Origin of the sequence: Phyllobacterium sp. SYP-B3895 (assembly GCF_009647635.1) — a bacterium.
GTDB classification, from domain to species: domain Bacteria; phylum Pseudomonadota; class Alphaproteobacteria; order Rhizobiales; family Rhizobiaceae; genus Phyllobacterium; species Phyllobacterium pellucidum.
Genome location: NZ_WJIG01000001.1, coordinates 681,162 through 699,342 on the forward strand (window position 1 = coordinate 681,162; position 18,181 = coordinate 699,342).

At 57.4% G+C, this 18,181-nt stretch carries 17 protein-coding genes; 1 reads left to right on the forward strand and 16 read right to left on the reverse strand.

Translation table 11 applies throughout. The features are described from left to right. Together GF108_RS03235 and GF108_RS03240 are read right to left on the reverse strand one after the other, a co-directional pair. Positions 1-618 carry an AraC family transcriptional regulator gene (locus tag GF108_RS03235; RefSeq protein WP_153666843.1) on the reverse strand — a complete coding sequence of 206 codons (618 nt, stop codon included), beginning with the start codon at positions 616-618 and terminating at the stop codon, positions 1-3. A gap of 165 nt (positions 619-783) precedes the next feature. Then, entirely contained in the window at positions 784-1,419 is a 636-nt protein-coding gene (locus GF108_RS03240) for a response regulator transcription factor (RefSeq protein ID WP_153666844.1), read from the reverse strand. A gap of 321 nt (positions 1,420-1,740) precedes the next feature. On the opposite strand from GF108_RS03240, the gene GF108_RS03245 reads away from it, so the two are divergent. Then, positions 1,741-2,115, forward strand: coding sequence for a response regulator transcription factor (locus GF108_RS03245; protein ID WP_153667317.1), 375 nt, complete (start codon positions 1,741-1,743; stop codon positions 2,113-2,115). Here the strand turns inward: GF108_RS03245 and GF108_RS03250 are convergent. The 14 genes from GF108_RS03250 to GF108_RS03315 all read right to left on the reverse strand — a co-directional run bounded on the left by GF108_RS03250 (position 2,104) and on the right by GF108_RS03315 (position 18,155). Next, the gene (locus GF108_RS03250) at positions 2,104-4,791 is read right to left on the reverse strand and encodes a PAS domain-containing protein (RefSeq protein ID WP_210386050.1); all 2,688 of its coding nucleotides are present in this window, start codon (positions 4,789-4,791) and stop codon (positions 2,104-2,106) included. The two genes, GF108_RS03245 and GF108_RS03250, sit on opposite strands and share 12 nt — an antisense overlap. Positions 4,792-5,563: 772 nt before the next feature. Continuing rightward, the gene (locus GF108_RS03255) at positions 5,564-5,758 is read right to left on the reverse strand and encodes a hypothetical protein (RefSeq protein WP_153666846.1); all 195 of its coding nucleotides are present in this window, start codon (positions 5,756-5,758) and stop codon (positions 5,564-5,566) included. A gap of 139 nt (positions 5,759-5,897) precedes the next feature. Further along, entirely contained in the window at positions 5,898-6,293 is a 396-nt protein-coding gene (gene cyoD / locus GF108_RS03260) for a cytochrome o ubiquinol oxidase subunit IV (RefSeq protein ID WP_153666847.1), read from the reverse strand. After that, positions 6,290-6,916, reverse strand: coding sequence for a cytochrome o ubiquinol oxidase subunit III (gene cyoC, locus GF108_RS03265; RefSeq protein ID WP_153666848.1), 627 nt, complete (start codon positions 6,914-6,916; stop codon positions 6,290-6,292). Before cyoC ends, cyoD begins: the two co-directional genes overlap by 4 nt. Next, positions 6,913-8,898: a cytochrome o ubiquinol oxidase subunit I gene (gene cyoB / locus GF108_RS03270; RefSeq protein ID WP_153666849.1), complete on the reverse strand. Its 1,986-nt coding sequence runs from the start codon at positions 8,896-8,898 to the stop codon at positions 6,913-6,915. Before cyoB ends, cyoC begins: the two co-directional genes overlap by 4 nt. After that, positions 8,895-9,785: a ubiquinol oxidase subunit II gene (cyoA, locus tag GF108_RS03275; RefSeq protein WP_370462061.1), complete on the reverse strand. Its 891-nt coding sequence runs from the start codon at positions 9,783-9,785 to the stop codon at positions 8,895-8,897. Before cyoA ends, cyoB begins: the two co-directional genes overlap by 4 nt. Beyond that, positions 9,775-10,005, reverse strand: coding sequence for a hypothetical protein (locus GF108_RS03280; RefSeq protein ID WP_172982559.1), 231 nt, complete (start codon positions 10,003-10,005; stop codon positions 9,775-9,777). The genes cyoA and GF108_RS03280 overlap by 11 nt, the downstream gene beginning before the upstream one ends. Before the next feature lie 229 nt (positions 10,006-10,234). Beyond that, positions 10,235-11,887, reverse strand: a complete 1,653-nt coding sequence (locus GF108_RS03285; RefSeq protein WP_153666852.1) for a fatty acid--CoA ligase — start codon at positions 11,885-11,887, stop codon at positions 10,235-10,237. A gap of 65 nt (positions 11,888-11,952) precedes the next feature. Beyond that, entirely contained in the window at positions 11,953-12,930 is a 978-nt protein-coding gene (locus GF108_RS03290) for a 3-hydroxyacyl-CoA dehydrogenase NAD-binding domain-containing protein (RefSeq protein WP_153666853.1), read from the reverse strand. Between the two features lie 2 nt (positions 12,931-12,932). Continuing rightward, complete coding sequence (locus GF108_RS03295; protein WP_153666854.1) at positions 12,933-13,877, reverse strand: 3-hydroxyacyl-CoA dehydrogenase; 945 nt, start codon at positions 13,875-13,877, stop codon at positions 12,933-12,935. A gap of 73 nt (positions 13,878-13,950) precedes the next feature. After that, positions 13,951-14,736 (reverse strand): enoyl-CoA hydratase, encoded by a 786-nt coding sequence (locus GF108_RS03300; RefSeq protein WP_370462062.1) that lies wholly within the window; start codon positions 14,734-14,736, stop codon positions 13,951-13,953. Positions 14,737-14,804: 68 nt separating this feature from the next. Continuing rightward, positions 14,805-16,031, reverse strand: coding sequence for a CaiB/BaiF CoA-transferase family protein (locus GF108_RS03305; RefSeq protein ID WP_153666856.1), 1,227 nt, complete (start codon positions 16,029-16,031; stop codon positions 14,805-14,807). 36 nt (positions 16,032-16,067) lie between these two features. Continuing rightward, entirely contained in the window at positions 16,068-16,871 is an 804-nt protein-coding gene (locus GF108_RS03310; protein WP_153666857.1) for an enoyl-CoA hydratase-related protein, read from the reverse strand. Positions 16,872-16,937: 66 nt separating this feature from the next. Further along, entirely contained in the window at positions 16,938-18,155 is a 1,218-nt protein-coding gene (locus tag GF108_RS03315) for an acyl-CoA dehydrogenase family protein (RefSeq protein WP_153666858.1), read from the reverse strand. Positions 18,156-18,181: the final 26 nt, after the last annotated feature.

An 18,181-nucleotide genomic window follows, 5' to 3' on the forward strand; every position in this document is an offset into this window, starting at 1 on the left:
CTAGAAGCGCCAAAGGTTCTCGCGCTCGCGCCGCCAGTTCGATGGGCTCTGGCCAAGAGCTTGCCTGAATTGCTTGCATAGATGTGCCTGATCGGCAAATCCGACACTCAAAGCGATTTCGCTCAAAGACGCTGAGCTCGTCAGCATCAGGTGGCAGGCTTCCTCAAGCCGCCGCCGAATGATGTAGGAGTGCGGCGGTTCTCCGAAGGCTTGCTTGAACGAGCGTGAGAAGTGCGCAGTGCTTCGGCGCGCGACAGCACTGAGGTCGCTCGCATGAATGGTCCGATGCAGATTCTCGTCAATGAACGTTCTGACGCGCGCTATCTGCCAACCCGCCAATCCACCTGTCCTGGTGTCCTTGCCGTGCGAACGGCGCTCGATTTCAGACTGGAGGATGGACGACGCTGTGGCCAGTGATGTCTTTGCCGCCTCCTGATCATGATCGAGCTCGGTTTTGGCTGCTTCAAGCAGCAGTACGAGACTGTTTGCAAGGGAACCAAACTCGAAATCAGTTTGAGACGAAATGTAAGCATCTTCACTGTACGTCCTATCCATCGAAACCTCGTCACTATCCCGACGAATTTCACGTGCCGGCTCTCGAGGAGAACCAAAAAACACGGTGTCGGCCGTGGTGACGTGCAGTTTGATGATTTGAAATGCCGATATCTATTGCACGCAGGTGGCGCGGATTAGCATCATGGTTTTACTGCGCTGAACTTTAGTTTACACGTGAAAGGACGGTGGTTCGCATGCGCGTGCCGCGACCGTCGCACCGGCTTCGGCTCAGGAGCTTTGCGTTTCCTCGGGTACCAGTTGCAGCTTTTCCGCCATTCGGAGGAGCGCGAGCAGCGAATGAGCCTTCATCTTTCGCATCAGACGGCTGCGGTGCACCTTCACCGTGGCTTCGGCGATGCCGATATCACCAGCAATCTGCTTGCTGAGGCGGCCGCGCGTGACCTGAATCATGATCTCGCGCTCTCTGGCGCTCAGCAATGAAAAACGCTCCCTGAGTTCCACCAGCGCGTCTTCATTCTGCCGCCGGGCACGATCGCGGGAAAGGCCGAGCTGAATGGCATCGAGGAGCTCCTGATCGCGAAACGGCTTGGTCAGAAACTCGATGGCACCACCCTTCATCGCCTGCACCGACATGGGAACATCGCCATGACCTGTTATGAAGATGATCGGGATATCCTCGTTCGTCATGGCTAGCTGGCGTTGAAGATCAAGGCCACTTTGCTCCGGCAATCTGACGTCGAGCACAAGGCAAGTAGGACCATCAGGCGGATCCGCCTCGAGAAACTCGGAGATGGATGCAAACAAGCGAGCATTCAGGTCGAGCGATCGCAACAGACGCCCGATCGAAGCTCGCAGGGCTGGATCATCGTCGATGACCAACACGGTATCGTTCGCGCCTGACATCGTTACTGCTCATGATCAATGGGCAGACAAATGAGCCTGTCCGGTTTACAAAGGTTTCGCGTGACTCCCAGCCAGAGTTTAGTCCCGACAATTGGACTTGAATAGTGTCATTCGCCGGAAGGCACCTGAGCGAGTGTAAACGAAAGTTTAGGCAGTCCAGCTTTCGCTTGGTCGCATTCTGCTGCGTGTTTGCTCAGTTTACAGCGTGTCCTAAGCCAAAGTTTACAGATGCGGCTATTGCTCCCGCATCATACTTGGGCGCAGGCTATCATTCGCATGCGGGCGCCCGCTTCGCAGTTCGTGCGCACTTCCGGAGCAAACATGGCGACGGTGTCGTTGGTCTCGGTCGTCGAGGACGATCAGTTCTTTCGCGAATCCATGAGAAGGCTCATGCGATCGCTTGGGTACGAGGTCGCGACCTTCCAGTCGGCGGCCGATTTCCTTGCGTCATCTCATGTAGCCGAAACGGCCTGTCTGATCGCCGATGTCAATATGCCAACGACGACTGGCCTCGAGCTTTACGAACACCTTAATAGAGGGGGCTATAGAATTCCGACGATTCTCGTTACGGCCTACCCTGACGATGTCGACCACGCTCGCGCTCTGAATAACGGGGTCGTGTGTTACCTTCGCAAGCCGTTTAATGAACAGCATTTGATACGTTGCCTTCGTGCCGCTATCCAGTCAGCGACCTGAGCGACCAAAGTTCACGGTTTCCTTGGTGGTGCCGGGCAAGGAAATTTGAAGTACGGCCCCGCCTGATGCGCCCATATCTGCCCATAGGCGCCCCCCATGAGCATCGATGATCGACCGGGAGATCGACAGACCCATTCCTACCCCACTCGGCTTTGTTGTGTAGAAAGCCTGGAAAACGCGATCAAGATGGTCCGTATCAATGCCCGGTCCTGAATCTTGCACGGACACGAGAACGCCGCCGGACTGGGTTGGCTCGGTACTGATCAACAATTCTCGCGGCCCGGTTTTAAGCGTGCTCATGGCTTCGACCGCGTTCAGGATCAGGTTCAAAACGACTTGTTGCAGTTGAACGCGGTCCCCCTCGAAAGGTGCTAGTGCCTCTTCCAGGCGCGTTCGGACCGAAACTCCGTTCGTGGCGATGGCGCTTCGCGCCAGTTCAATTACTTCTTCGATCGCCTTGTTCAGATCGAAACGAGACTTTCGCGGCGGCGCTTTCTTGATCTGGTCACGAATACGGTCGATGATTTCGCCAGCTCGGTCGGAATCGTCGACGATACAGGCGAGCGCTTCACGGATCTCATCCAGGTCCGGTGGATTCCTGTCCAGAAAGTGCATGGCCGCACGGGCGTTGTTGCGCGCCGCGGCAATCGGTTGGGTGATTTCGTGGGCGAGCGAGGCGGTCAGTTCTCCCATTATGCTCAGGCGGTTCACATGCGCCAAATCCGACTCCAGCTGGCGCAGCCTCTCATGCTCCTCCTGCGCGAGCATGAGTGCTGTCACGTCGGTGCCGGTACCGCGATAGCCACGGAATTCTCCGTCAGCGTCAAACACTGGCTTGCCGCTGGCCTTCACATAGATGGGAGTGCCCTTACGGCGAGTGGAGCAATATACGAAGTCACGGAACGGTTTGCGTGCATCGAGAGTTGCCTGGATAAGCCGCCATTTCTCCGGCTCCGTTTCAAGATCGAGAGCGCTATCCCAGCACGCCGTGCCAATTCGATCGGCCGAGTCTGAACCAAACGCATTCTCGGTCAGCAGCGTGAACTTGTAGTCCGGACCGATTTCCCAAAACCAATCGGAGGCACTTTCGGCGTAATCGCGGAACTTCGCCTCGCTTTCCCGCAGCGCTTCCTCGGCGCGCTTGTGTTCCGTCACATCGAGGAGTGTACTAACAACCTCCACAAGTTTTCCGCGTGCTGAGAACTTGGGATGAGAGGTCACTTCGATATATTTGATGGTTCCTGCTGGTAGTAGGACTCTGTACTCGAGTTTATAGTCTTTCTTCTGCCGCACCGCTCGCTGGGCCTCCTCGCGCACCCGTTCTAGATCATCTGGATGAATTACTTGCTGCACAGCTGCGGGGCTCGGGAGGCCGTTAAGCGGATCAAACCCAAAAATTCGATATGTCTCATCCGACCAATAAAGAATTGTTGTGTCATTGAAGGCCGCGGAACCGCTGTGGCTAAGCCATTGCGCTTCGGCCAAATAAGCTTCGCTACGGCGCAGCAGATCTTCGGCTCTCTTGGCTTCATCGATGTCGACAGACAGGCCGTACCACTGGAGAACACGTCCCTGTTGGTCGCGCAGGGGCTCACAACGGGCATGGTGCCAACGAAACTCGCCGTCCGCCCGGCGAAGACGCATCACGCCTTGGTACGAAGCTCCGGTCTGAATTGCCTGATAGAAGGCCTTTGCGGTTTCTGGAAAGTCGGCCGGATGCACGAATGCCTCCCAACCACGATGCTTGAACTCCTCAAACCTCATGCCGCTATAGTCCAACATGCGCTGACTGACATGGGTCGGTTCGCCTTCGGGCCCATTTGACCAGATGAGGCCTGGCACCGTTTCGATGATTTGACGGAGCCTGTATTCGCTTTCCCGCAGGGCCTCGTCGGCCCGCTTGCGCTCCGTCACGTCGATCTGTGTAGTGACAATTTCGACAAGGTCCTCGCTTGGCGAGAACACGGGTTGGCCGATTGATTCGATGTGTTTGACCGTTCCATCGGGCAGTACGATTCTGTACCCGATTGAGTAGTCTCTTTTCTCGCCCACTGCGCGCTGAACCTCCGCGTTCAGCCGATCGCGGTCGCCCGGGTGGATCCGTTCGAACACGTCTTCGCGGCTCGGAACACCCTGTGCCGGATCAAACCCCCAGATGCGGTAAGTCTCCTCCGATCCATAAAGAATCTTCGTGTCGTTGTACGCCGACACACCGCTGTGACTGAGCCTCTGTGCTTCCGCCAGATAGGCTTCGCTGCGACGCAACAGATCTTCGGCCCTCTTGGCTTCATCAATGTCGATCAGGACGCCGTACCAGCAGAGCACGGTGCCATCACTGGCCCGCAATGGTTCTCCGCGAACATTGAACCAGCGATATCGGCCGTCCGCTCCGCGAAATCTGCAGACTACATCGTGAGGATTTTCCGTTTCCAGATTTTCGAGCCAGCTGCTAACGTTGAATGTGACGTCCTCCGGGTGGACTCTTTCCGCCCATCCCCAGCCAACGATTTCGCCAAGCGGTGCGCCAAAATATTCAAGCACACGCTTGTTGACGTATTCGACATTGCCCTCGGGCCCAGCGCGCCACACCAGCGCCGGAATCGTCTCCACCAGCAAGCGAAGCTCTTGCTCGCCGCTGAAAAGTGCCCTCTCAGTTCCATCACCGTCCTTTGACATAGTTCGCTCCATGGCCGCCCGACCATTCGGACTCGTCATTGGTGGAGACGTCATCTCGCAAAGCCTGACGCTCCGGCACAGACCATGCAGCATCTTACCGATTGGACGGGAGACGGACCAGACCATCTGCTTTCGACCTGTTTGGCCACTTGACAAAGCTTTGCGCCCAAATTTGGTCCGGGGGTGGCAACCTCGGCTGTCGGTTTAGGGAATTAGTTGTCTATCCATGTTAGTTAGCGGTTGAGAGGCTGGATCGGCTGCTCTAGAGCAACCGGCTTTTCCACAACGGACTCGCTTGCAATGGTGATTTCACGCAGTTTGGCGGCAAGATCCGTACTTACTTACCAGCATCAGGAGTTTGGCGCGGAGCGCCGGCCTGAGGGCGGCGAACCCCAGCAGTCGTTGCCAATCCCACTTTACGACAGTTCCATAGCTGCGAGCCACGACATTCACCGGACTGGAAAGACCGCTTTAGACGCTCACATCCCCGATAAGTTGACCGGGGCGAAATGCCATCCTAGCGCCATTGACAAAAATGGCTTCAACTTCGCCTGAAACGAGGACAGTCACGTCGGAGATCGGCTGGCCCTTTTCCAGAATGACGTCCCCGAACAGTCGACCCACCGGGCAAGATTGATCAATGTCAAAAATTCCTTCCTCTCGATAGATGTGAAGGCAATGCGATAAAGCTGATCCTCCTTTTCGCTGAGAAGGATAGGCCGTCGCTCCAAAGCAGTTGCCACGATGCGAACCGCATTGACGACCATGAACATTACGCTCCAAAAAGTGGCGCCCATAGAGTTTCATGCTGAAAGTAGTAATACGGGAGTATCGCTGCCTCGCCGAAGAACGACAGAAGCCGCAGCTTAAGGATGTCCCGGACCGAGAACACAACCAGAAACAGGATGTTCGATAGGTTAACGAGACCCTCAATTCCGAGAACCTGATTGGCCACAACCTCGTACATATAAACTTCCCGATATGGACGCCGTCGATGGACACCGGATTCGACGGAAACTGCGATCCGCCATGCCTATGGAGACGCTTTGATGCGAAGCCATACAATACCTTGAGCGTCCCCCCGGACGCTCTTGCCGTGTTCAAAATCAAAACTTCATCTGCATGTCCATCAGATCGGGCGGCGGCATCATGCTGCTGTTCAAGTTGAACATGATGGCTAGCGAACCGACCACTACCAACGTTACGATCAGCACTCCAAAGGCAAGTGCCAGGACATTGTTGGTGTTCTCCGGGCCTGTGGTGATGTGCAGGAAGAACACGACGTGAATCCCCATCTGGGCGATGGCGAGAACGGCAAGGCCAAGCGGGATGCCTGGTGCCCAGAGTAGTTGCGTGTTGGCGACCCAGAACGAGGCCCCTGTAAGAAGGACCGCGAGCAGCAGGCCAATGCTATAGGTGATCATGCCTGACGACGTCGCTTCTTCGGTGTCGGTCGGTATTGCCCCCTCGCCGGGGGCACGATGATGAGTTGGTATTGTCATGAGGTGACTCCCATCAGATAAACAACCGTGAACAGCCCAACCCAAATGATGTCGAGCGCGTGCCAGAACAGCGAAAAGCACTGCAACCGACGAAGCACTGGATCACGAAAGCCCTTCCTGGCGACCTGCCCCATCATCACCACCAACCAGATCAGCCCTGCTGCAACGTGCAGTCCGTGGCAACCAACAAGCGTGAAGAGAGCCGAGAGAAATGCGCTTCGTTGGGGGGTTGCGCCCTGGCCAATCATGTCGGTGAATTCGTGGAGCTCGAGAGCGAGAAACGCCGCCCCCAGCACAAATGTAAGCAAAGCACCGATATATGTGCCAAAGCGGCGGCGCGAATTGACGGATAATGTCATCAGCCCGCAGGTATAGCTCGAGGCGAGAAGACAGGCGGTTTCGATGGCGACCCTGCCCTGACTGAACAGTTCGGAGCCAGTCGGTCCGCCTGCGGTGGCGTTCCGCAAGACAACGAAGGCGGCAAAGAGCGCTGAGAACATAACGATGTCGCTCAGCAGGAATATCCAGAAGCCGTAGGCTACGACGATGCGCTTCGACGCCGGACCAGCTTCGCTTACGCGAAGTGGCGTTTCTTCTGCATCAATGGCAGCGGTGGCGTTCATCCCGCAACCTCCGCCGTGTGGATCCTGTCAAATTGGGCAAGTTGCACTGGCGGCACCTCGTCCTCATCCTCATCGCGAAAGGCGAAGATAAGTACCGCCATGAACGTGCCGAGCAGTCCCAGTATGGCCAACCACCAGATGTGCCAGACCAGGGCAAAACCGGCCACAACCGCGAAGAATGCATTGACGAACCCGACCGGACTGTTTCTCGGCATTTCGATGGGTTCGTACTCGGGCGTCTGTTGCGCTTGAGCCGGTTGCTCGCTCGCGCGTTGCTTCCTGACCCAAAACGTGTCGCGCTCGGCTACTTGTGGCAGAACCGCGAAATTCCAGGCCGGTGGTGGGGACGCGGTGGACCATTCGAGAGTACGGCCATTCCAAGGATCGCCGCCAACGCGGAGCAAGTCGCGGTTGCGGATCGACACAACCAGCTGCACGATCTGGCAGACAATTCCGCCCAGAATGATAACGGCGCCGACAGCCGCCACGACAAGCCACGGTTGCCAAGCCAAATTGTCGTAGTGCTGCATGCGCCGGGTCATGCCCATGAGGCCCAGCACGTAGAGCGGCATGAACGCCACGTAGAAGCCGATCAACCAGCACCAGAACGATGCCCTGCCCCAACGTTCGTCCAGCTTGAAGCCGAATACCTTGGGGAACCAATAGTTGTAGCCCGCCATCGCTCCGAAAACCACGCCGCCGATGATGACATTATGGAAATGGGCAACAAGGAAGAGGCTGTTGTGAAGCTGGAAATCCGCAGGGGGTACCGCCATCAACACGCCCGTCATGCCGCCGAGGACGAAAGTTACCATGAACCCCAGCGACCAGAGGATGGGAACTTCGAAGCGAATACGGCCACCATACATCGTGAACAGCCAGTTGAAGACTTTGACGCCTGTCGGTACCGCGATGATCATGGTCATGACGCCAAAAAAGCCGTTGACGTCGGCGCTGGCGCCCATGGTGAAAAAGTGGTGCAGCCAGACGAGGAACGAGAGGACGCAGATCGCCATTGTCGCGGCAACCATGGAGCGGTAGCCGAACAGCGGCTTGCCCGAGAAGGTCGCAACCACTTCCGAAAAAACGCCGAACGCCGGAAGGATCAAAATGTAGACCTCCGGGTGCCCCCAGATCCAGAACAGGTTGACATACATCATCGCATTGCCTTGTCCGTCGACCGTGAAGAAATGAAAGCCGAGATAACGATCGAGCAGCAACATCGCGAAAGTTGCGGTCAGAACAGGAAATGCCGCGACAATGAGCCAGTTGGCCGCCAGCGAGGTCCAGCAGAAGACTGGCATACGCATGTAGCCCATTCCCGGCGCGCGAAGCTTCAGAATTGTGGTGACGAAATTGATTCCAGTCAGCAGCGTGCCGACGCCAGAGATCTGGAGTGACCAGAGATAGTAATCGACACCGACGCCGGGCGAGAACTGCAACTCGCTGAGGGGCGGATAGGCGATCCACCCCGTTTTGGCGAACTCGCCGACCACTAGGGACACGTTGATCAACAGAACGCCGGAAGCCGTCAGCCAGAAGCTCACCGAGTTCAGCGTCGGAAAGGCGACATCGCGGACACCAAGCTGCAGCGGCAAGACAAAGTTCATCAAGCCGATGACCAACGGCATCGCCACAAAGAATATCATTATGGTGCCGTGCGCCGAGAATATCTGATCGAAATGCTCCGGCGGCAGGTATCCTTGCGCATCACCCGCCGCGACCGCCTGCTGACTTCGCATCATGATCGCATCGGCGAATCCGCGCAGCGGCATCACCAGCGCCAGCAGGAAATACATCACGCCAACCCGCTTGTGGTCGACCGATGTGATCCATTCACGCCACAAATAGGGGACATATCCTTTCAGGGTAACCCACGACAGGATAGAGACGATCGCCAGGACAATGAACGCCCCCGCGCCCATGATGATCGGCTGGTCGAACGGAATTGCGCTCCAGCTGAGTTTGCCAAGAAGATTCATTTCTCTTCCCTTTGTGAAGCCGGACCGGTGAGCGATGAGTGGTCGTGCGGTTGCATCGCAGGGCTCAAGACACCGTTGAACAGATCCGCTGCAACACCGCGATAAGTGAAAGGAGCAACCGCCTGGCTGGGCTTCACCAGCTCGGCATAAGACGCCGTATCAAGCAGTGGACCGGTCTTGCGAACATCGGCGGCCCACTGCGCGAAGCCTTCCGGTGGGACCGCCTCGACAGAGAAGCGCATGTCCGCGAAACCCTCCCCGCTGTAGTTGGCCGAAAGACCGCGATATGTCCCAGGATCGTCTGCCTGGAGATGAAGTCTCGTAACCATCCCGGCCATGGTATAGATCTGGCTGCCGAGCTGCGGCACGAAGAAACTATTCATCACGCCTGACGAGGTGAGATCGAAGCTGATCGGCGTGCCTACTGGAATTGTCAATTGATTGACGCTGGCAATGCCCTCGTCAGGATAGATAAACAACCATTTCCAATCGAGCGAGACCACCTGAACCCTCACAGGGTCAACTGCGGATGCAATTGGTTTGCGCGGATCGAGGTCATGTGCGCCGACCCAAGCAACGCCGCCCACCAGAAGGACCGTCATCGCAGGAATCGACCAGACGAGCATCTCGAGACGGCCCGAATACTCGAAATCGGGCATGTAGTGAGCGCGCCAGTTTGACGAACGAAACCAAAAGGCGACAGCCGCCGTGGCGAGGATCGTTGGGATCACGATCGCCAGCATGATGCCAAGCGAATTGAACAGAATCTGCCGCTGGGCGGAGGCGATTGGCCCCTGCGGGCTGAGCACACCCTCCGAACAACCGGCGTGTGTTGCGGCCCCGATCAAGCTGACGGCAAGTAGCGAATGCCGCATATCAGACCTCATCTAGCTGGATGTTGATGTAACTGCAGGCGGTTCCGATGGCTGCCGCCCACGTCCAATCACTGGTGCCCACACGCCAGCCAGCGGCACCGACGATACCGACTTTCCGCAGTTCCTGCGGCATTTGGCTATTCTGGCCCGCAAGGGAGTTGACGCCCATCATGCTGCTCCGTTCATTCGAAATGAGGCAATCTGTGGTGTGGTAGTCGTGGTCGGCGATCATTCTCCGACGTTGCATGTTCATGGAAATAACGCTTGTACGGCACTGCTGAACCGAGGGCGATCGTGCTCAAAGAATAGATTGATGCGTGAGGTCAACATCAACTGTGCATGCCCCCCTAACAAGCTGCAACGCGTTGCAGTTGGCACATGTTGTTCCACCCTGGTGTAATGGGGAAAGTGAACCGAAGCATCACGACCGGAGACTGCGGGTAGGCATCTATTGAGGTCAGCTACGGTTTGCTGTATTTCGCTCTGAGCTCATTCTTGTTGAACTTCCCGACACTTGTCTTGGGGAGCTCTTCGACAAATAGAACGGTTTCCGGGATTCCGTACTTCGAAATTACTCCGGCATCGGCGAACGACTTTAGATGCGACTTGATCTGCGTGTCGTTGAGATCGTCGCCCGTTACTGCATTTCTGACGACGAGCGCCAATGGCCGCTCACCCCATTTGTCGTCTTTAATGCCAATGACAGCGGCTTCCGACACACCCTTGCATTGCAAAATGAGGTCTTCGATCTGGAGCGATGACACCCACTCGCCGCCGGTCTTGATGACGTCCTTGATCCGGTCGACGATGCGAAGATAGCCGTCCGGCTCAATGACGCCGATGTCACTGGTGTGCAAGTAGCCGCCAGCCCACAATTGCTCCGACGCTTCGGGGTTGTCGACGTATCCCTGAGTGAGCCATGGCGCGCGCACGACGACCTCGCCAGACGTCTTTCCATCGTGGGGTACGTCGTTCAGATGCGAATCGACCAAACGGATATCGACAAGTGGTGCGGACATGCCGCCCTTGGTTCGGATATCCACCTCGTGATCCATGTCACCAGTAAGGTCTGCGGATTTCACCTGTGCCAAGCAAAGCAGCGGCGCACTCTCCGACATCCCATAGCCACTATAGACATCAACGCCCAGCGAAAGCGCCCTCTTCGCAAGCGCCTTTGATAGTTCCGAACCTCCCACGACCATCTTCAGGCCGGCAAGATCGGTATTTGCTTTGCTGGCCGCATCAAGCAGCATTTGCAGGATCGTCGGCACACCGTGCGTGAAAGTTACGCCTTCCGTTTTGATTAATTTTACGAGAAGAGCGGGGTCGTAACGACCCGGATACACTTGCTTGACACCAGACAGCGTTGCGGTCCACGGAAAACCCCAGGCATGCACGTGAAACATCGGGGTGATGGGCATATAGACGTCGTCGCGGCAAAATCGGCCCTGTTTCGCGGCGCTACCAAAGAAAGCCATTTCGGCGAGTGAGTGAAGGACCAGTTGCCGATGGCTGAAGTAGACACCCTTTGGCGAGCCTGTTGTTCCGGACGTATAGAAAGTGGTGGCAAGCGTGTTCTCGTCAAAGTCCGGGAACTCGTAACCTGGCGAAGCGCCTCGTAGAAGTTCCTCATAATTGCCAGCGAATGTAAGCCCGCCGACTTCGGGAACCGCGCGATCCGACATCAGGATCAGCGTTTTGACTTTCGGCAGTTGGTGCTTGATGCCTTCCAGAATCGGGACGAAGTCGTCATTGACAAGAAGGACCGACGAGCCCCCGTGATCGATCGTATAGGCGATCTGCTCGGGCGACAGACGGACATTTACCATCTGTAACACAGCCCCCATCATCGGAATTGCAAAGTAGGTTTCCAGAAAACGATTGCTGTCCCAATCCAGCACCCCGACCGTATCGCCAGCGATGACACCGAGCTTGGCGAGGCTTGACGCGAGCCGTCCAACGCGCTCGCGCAACTGCCGGTAAGTGAAGCGACCCGCGTCACGATAGACGATCTCTTGGTCAGGCGCTTGCTGCAGCGGCGTATGCCACAACTGCTTTATGAGCAGTGGATACTGATACGCGGACTTGGTGACTTGTATGGGCCTTCCTGTCATGGCGGCGTCCTCGATATATGTTGCGCGTGAGCGCTCAATGGCGAGCACGCCGGTTTGACGCGCCTCTAGGCGACGCGGTCACTTTGTCTCGACTGCGCCGCGTTTTCGGCCGTCTTGTTTCGCAATTCCAGTAGCCCAAGCAGGACTTCGTCCCGTTCAGCCGCCAAGTCCTCAATCGAGCGGGAGCCCACTTCGGCGCGAACGCCTGCGATTAGCTTTTGCTGGAGCTCGGGGGTCAGTTCCGGTGAACCCAGGACCTTCCACCACGCCGTCATCGGACCGGTAAATTGCTGGAGGAAATGTTCCATGCCACCTTGGCCGCCACCGAGATGATTGAGGAGAACTTGGCCCATGATGCCCCACCGCAGTCCAGGTCCCCAGGAGAGCGCGGTGTCGACGTCAGCGACGCTGACGACACCCTGGTCCACCAAATGATACACCTCCCGGGCAAGGGCAGCTTGCAGCCGATTGGCAACATGTCCCGGCACTTCCTTGTGCAGTCGAACGGTTCGCTTGCCTAGCGCGGTATAAAATTCAGAAGCGCGCCGGATTGTTTCTTCTGCCGTCTTCGCACCACCGACAATCTCGACCAGCGGAATCAGATGTGGGGGATTGAACGGATGCGCGATGACGCAACGTTCCGGATGAAAAGGGCAACCGGATTGGATTTCGCTCATCGTCAGGCCGGACGAACTCGACGCGATGATAACATCGGGCGGCAGCAGTTCGTCGAGCTGACCATAGAGCTCCTTCTTAAAATCGATCCGCTCCGGTCCGTTCTCCTGTACAAGATGGGCACCATTCGCAGCCTCTGCCAAATCGTCCGTAAAAGCCAGCCGAAGCGGAGAGGCGCCAGAAGTGAGGCCCAGTCTTTCGAGCGCTGGCCAAGCGTCATCAACGAAGCGCCTCAACGACGCCTCGGCGTGCGGCGCTACATCAGTTGCCACGACATCAAGACCCTTGGCGAGAAAGAGTGCCGCCCAACTCGCGCCGATGACGCCGGTGCCAATAATGGCAACTTGAGAAATGGGGTTGTTGTCCATGATTAGTTCTCCTCTGAAGCGATTTCGGCGTATGCGACGCCGGACAGATTGCCTTGGGCGAAAAGAAACGTGCGCTTCTCGGAGCCGTCGAGCTTTGCAGAATAGACCGAGCCACCGAGATCGGTGATGAACATTCGGTTGCCGGGAACGTCGAGCGCAATGCCGATGCCCTCCATCAGATCGCCGAGGACAGGCTGAGGCGCGTGTCGATTTCTGGCTGGCGCATCGATTGAGGAGCGATTGACCGTGTTTCCAAGCGGTGGGTTGCCGCGATCCGTCCAGTAGAGGACCCGGTTTTCGAGATCGAGTTCGAGGTCGATCGGTTCAGGCAGATTGTCCAACCATACTTCGACGTCCGTTCGCTTTGCGGCGTCCTCGCCGTTGGGTATGTCTATGCTCGCGCGGAGAATACGGCCGAGGCCGGAATTGTCCGCACCCTTCTGTGTCCAGTAGACTTGCCCACGCTCGGGGTCGATGGTGATTCCGACACACCACCGCGTGGCGTCACGGCTTTCGATCTCGCCCTCACCTGTCTTGACCAGCGTCTCGACGTTGGTGCCATCGAGATTTGCACGCATCACCCGCATGCCTTCGCGGTCGCACCAGTAGAGCTTACCGCTCCGCTTTTCGAGGTGAAGTTGTTTGGGAGTGTGCGTGACGCCTTGCGGGACGACGACCTTGCGATTGCTTCCGTCGAGATCGGCGCGCTCGATCGAGCCGTCGTTGAGGTTGGGAATCCCCATGTTTGTCCAGTAGATGTGACCGGCTTCGGCATCGACCACAATGCCGTCGGGCAGATGACAATCGGTAACGATGACCCTTCGGTTAGAACCGTCCGGACTCATCGAGTGAATACGCCCTCCGCTCAATTCGAGGACAAACAGCCGGTCGACCACGTGATCGTGCCCAGGCATTGATTTTGAATTCGTCGCAAAAGCGTCGGTCATGTCTTTCTCCTATGAACGCTTGGGCCTCAAGGCCAAATAATGCTGCGGCATCTCTGCGTGGTCGCCCGCGCCGTTACTTGCCCGATACTGATTTCCCGGCTTTGATGAAGTTGGGGGGACGTTTTTCCAGGAAGGCCGTCAACGCTTCCTTCGCGTCCTCTGAATGAATTTGCACGCTGAATGCCTCGTTCTCGGCCTTCATCGCCGAATTGATCTGCTCACGAAAGGAATGCTTGAGAAGTCGCTTGGAGACGCGCATCGCTTCCGCCGGTTTCGCGGCCAGATCCTTTGCCGTGTCAGTTGCCACTTCAAGGAGATTCTGGTCGGGCACGACCTGCGTGATCAACCCTAACTCCAGGGCGCGCTTGGCACCGAACGGCAATCCCAGGAGGATCAGCTCAGCGGCGCGAAGATGCCCGATTGCAAGCGGAACCAGGCAGCTGGATCCAAATTCCGGCACCACGGCGAGGTTGATGAAGGGCATCTGAAAATTGGTGTTCTCCGCTGCGTAGACGAAATCGCAGTGCAACAGCATGGTGGTTCCGCCTCCGATCGCGGCGCCGTGGACGGCTGCAACCAGCGGCTTGTCGAAATCGACCAGCGCTGTCATGAGCCGTGCTTGAGGCGATTCCCCGGGACCCGGAGGGTTGTCCAGGAAATCCTTGATGTCATTGCCGGCGCTGAAAGCATCTCCAGCGCCATGCCAAAGCACAACGCGTATGTGCTCGTCCTTAGCCGCCTCATCGAAGATGTTGGCGAGCTTCGTATACATGCTCGACGTCATCGCGTTAAGCTTTTCTGGGCGGTTCAATTCGACGCGAAGGACGCCTTCGGTGCGTTTAGTGACTATGTCATCCACGGTCTTCAACCTCGTATGCTTGACAATCGCCGGATCGGCACGGATTGAGCGGCTGACCCGCCCCAACTCTAGGCTGCCCGGTCTTTTGGTTTCGGAACGGCACCGCTGCTGTGGAGGCCGCCAATCGCATTAGCACTGAAGCCGAGTTGCTTGAGGATTTCCTCGCTGTGTTCACCGAGTTCCGGAGCCCGTGTGGCCGGTACCTTGGCTACGCCATGCACCTGAAGAGGACTGCTGATCGTAAACTCGAGGTTTCCGCCCGCGCCCTCGAGCGGAACAACGATGTCGTTTGCCCTGAGCTGCGGGTCCTTGATCACTTCGCTGGGTGGCTGCACGACACCAAACGTAAGATGCGCCTGCTCGAAGACCTCATGCCAATGTGCCATCGGCTGCGAGGCAAAGGTCTGATCCAGGATCGCAGTGAGCTGCATTGAATTGGCTGCCTGTTTTGCAGGGTCGGCAAACCGGTCATCCGTCAAGAGATCCGGACGGCCTATTCCATTGGCCAGAGCCGTCCACTTGTCGGGCGTCAGGACGATCACAAACCATGTGTCGTCGTTGGCCCGATAGACATTGAAGGTCGGGTTCGGCGGGTTCGCCCGATCGTGCAACGGGAAGAACGTGGCCTCGGCAAGCGCAGCTTGGGTCGAGACGGCAGAGGCCCAGACGCCAGCAGCAAGCAATGAGGTTGTGACGTACGAACCCTTTCCGGTGTGTTCCCGTCGGTAGAGTGCGGTTACGATCGCCGAATAAAGGCTGACTGCCGTCGCATGGTCCCCGCTGCCTGCCACCGGCAGTGTCGGCGGAGCACCCGCGTCTCGCGTCAGGGAGAGCAGTCCGCTTCGTGCCCAATAGGCCGTAATATCAAACCCTGGCAGCTGTGCATCGGGCCCGTTGTCGCCATAACCGGTCACGTCCGCATAGATCAAACGCGGATTCCACTGTGCAACATCGTCATAACCGAGCTTCAGTTTTTCGCGAGCGGGGTGTGGCGTGTTGACGATCAGAACGTCGGCCCACTCGACAAGGCGCTGCAGAACTTCCCTCGCCTCGGGCGATTTCAGATCGAGCGCCAATCCGCGCTTGTTCCGATTGTTGAGATGCCAGGGATAGTTGTCCTTGGCACGAGGTTGCGGCGGAATCTTGTAGCCGATCCGCCAGGTGTCGCCGGTTGGTGCTTCAACCTTGATCACGTCGGCGCCGAAGTCGGACAGGATCACTGCGGCGCCAGGACCTGCGATGAAGCTCGCCAAATCCACCACCTTCAGTCCGGAGAAAATGTTGTCGCTTGCCATGGGCTTTCCTTCTGTTGGCGTGTGCGCAGGGTTTCTTCACCGCCCGCGGAATTGCGGTGCGCGCTTTTCGAGGAAGGCAGACGTACCCTCCTTCTTGTCCTCGGTTGCGGCGCAAAGCCCGAAGTAAGCGGCCTCGAGCAGCAACCCTTGGCTCTGGCTCGTCTCCATCCCCTTATTTGTCGCCTCGAGCGCGAACTTGATGGCTATGGGAGCGTTGAAGGCGATTTTCCTAAGGATTGCCTCGGCGCGTGTGATCAGACCAGCGGCCGGAACGATCTCGTTAACCAGGCCGATGCGATAGGCCTCCTGTGCTGTGATCATGTCGCCGGAGAGGATGAGTTGAAGAGCCCGCCCTTTGCCGACCAGCCGCGGAAGACGTTGCGTTCCGCCACCACCGGGTAGCAACCCAAGTGCGACTTCTGGCTGGCCGAACTTCGCCGTTTCCACCGCGATCCTGATGGTACAGGCCATCGCCGTCTCACAGCCGCCGCCAAGCGCGAAGCCGTTTACAGCGGCAATCACCGGCTTGCCGAGATTCTCGATGAGATCGAGGACCTCCTGTCCAAAGCGACTGGACTGCTCAGCCTCGAACGCCCCTACCTGAATGAGTTCGCTGATGTCGGCGCCAGCGATAAAAGCCTTCTCGCCGGCGCCGGTCAGAATGACGCCTCGTATTGCGGCATCGTCCCGGGCATCCTCGAAGGCAGTTTTCAGGTCCGACCACGTCGGCGTATTCAGAGCGTTGAGCACTTTGGGGCGATTGACAGTGATGTAGGCAATGCTACCCTTTTTCGCATAAACGACATTTGCGAGCGTCAGGCCCGCGCTTTCTGAAGCCATGATGATGAATCTCCTGTTTTAGGAACGGGCGAGCCAGGGTGGGGGGAAGCCCTGGCCCGCCTTTGCTCACACAAATGCACCAAGCCCGGTAATGGCTTTGCCTACGATCAGATTCTGCATCTGATAGGTGCCTTCGTATGAGTAAAGCGCTTCGGCGTCCGCGAAGAACCGCGCGACGTTGTAATCGGCGACGATGCCGTTGCCGCCCAACACTTCGCGGCCCCATGCAACGGTCTCGCGTGACTTTGCAGTGCAGAACGCCTTGGCTAGCGACGCGTGGTGGTCGGCAAGCTTGCCTTCATCATCCATCTGCGCGAGGCGGACCATCAGGCACTGGCATGCGGTAACGTTGGCGAGCATCTTGGCGAGGAGATCCTGGATCATCTGGAACGAAGCGATCGGCTTGCCGAACTGTAGACGCTCCTGAGCGTATTTCAGTGTTGCTTCGAACGCCCCCATCTGGATGCCGGTCGAGGCCCAGCCAACCATGTACCGCGTCATCCGCAGCACGCGCGCGGTATCGCGGAACGAGTTGCCGCCCTGAAGGCGGTTCGCTTCCGGTATCCGGACATCATTCAGCGTGATCTGGCCGTTCTGAACGACCTTGAGCGCGATCTTGTGCTCGATCTTCTCGACACTGAATCCTGGCGTCGTTTTGTTCTCGACGATAAAACCTTTCACCTGATTGTCGGCGAGGTCGCGCGCCCAGATGATCGAAACGTCGCACCACGTCGCATTGCCGATCCAGCGCTTCTGCCCATTGAGCACCCAGGTGTCGCCCTCGCGCTTGGCAGTCGTCGTCATCCCGCCGCTCGTGCCGGAACCGACCAGTGGCTCGGTAAGACCGAAGCAGCCGATCTTTTCCCAACGCGCCATCGGCGGCAACCACTTCTGCTTCTGTTCTTCCGAGCCGTCGAGATAGATCGAGCCCATTGCCAGACCGCTGTGCACTCCGAAGAAGGTGCAGAACGAAGCGTCGACGCGTGCCAATTCCATTGCGACGAAGCCGAAGAGCTTCTGGCTCCCGCCAGCGCAGCCGTAGCCCTCGTACCCAAGGCCGCCAAGTCCGAGCTCTTTGAACGAAGGCAGCACCTCGAAGGGAAACGCGTCGTCGGACCAGTATTTGTTGATGATGGGTTGGACCCTGGTCTCCATGTATGTCCGTATCTGCTTGACCATCGCCAATTCGTCGGAAGTCAGGACATCGACCAACTGATAGAAGTCGCTGTTTGGCGCTGGCAAAGGTTTGGTCTTCTTGTCTTCCGTGGTTGTTGCGGTTGCCATCTCATTCTCCTGCTCAATGGTGCCGA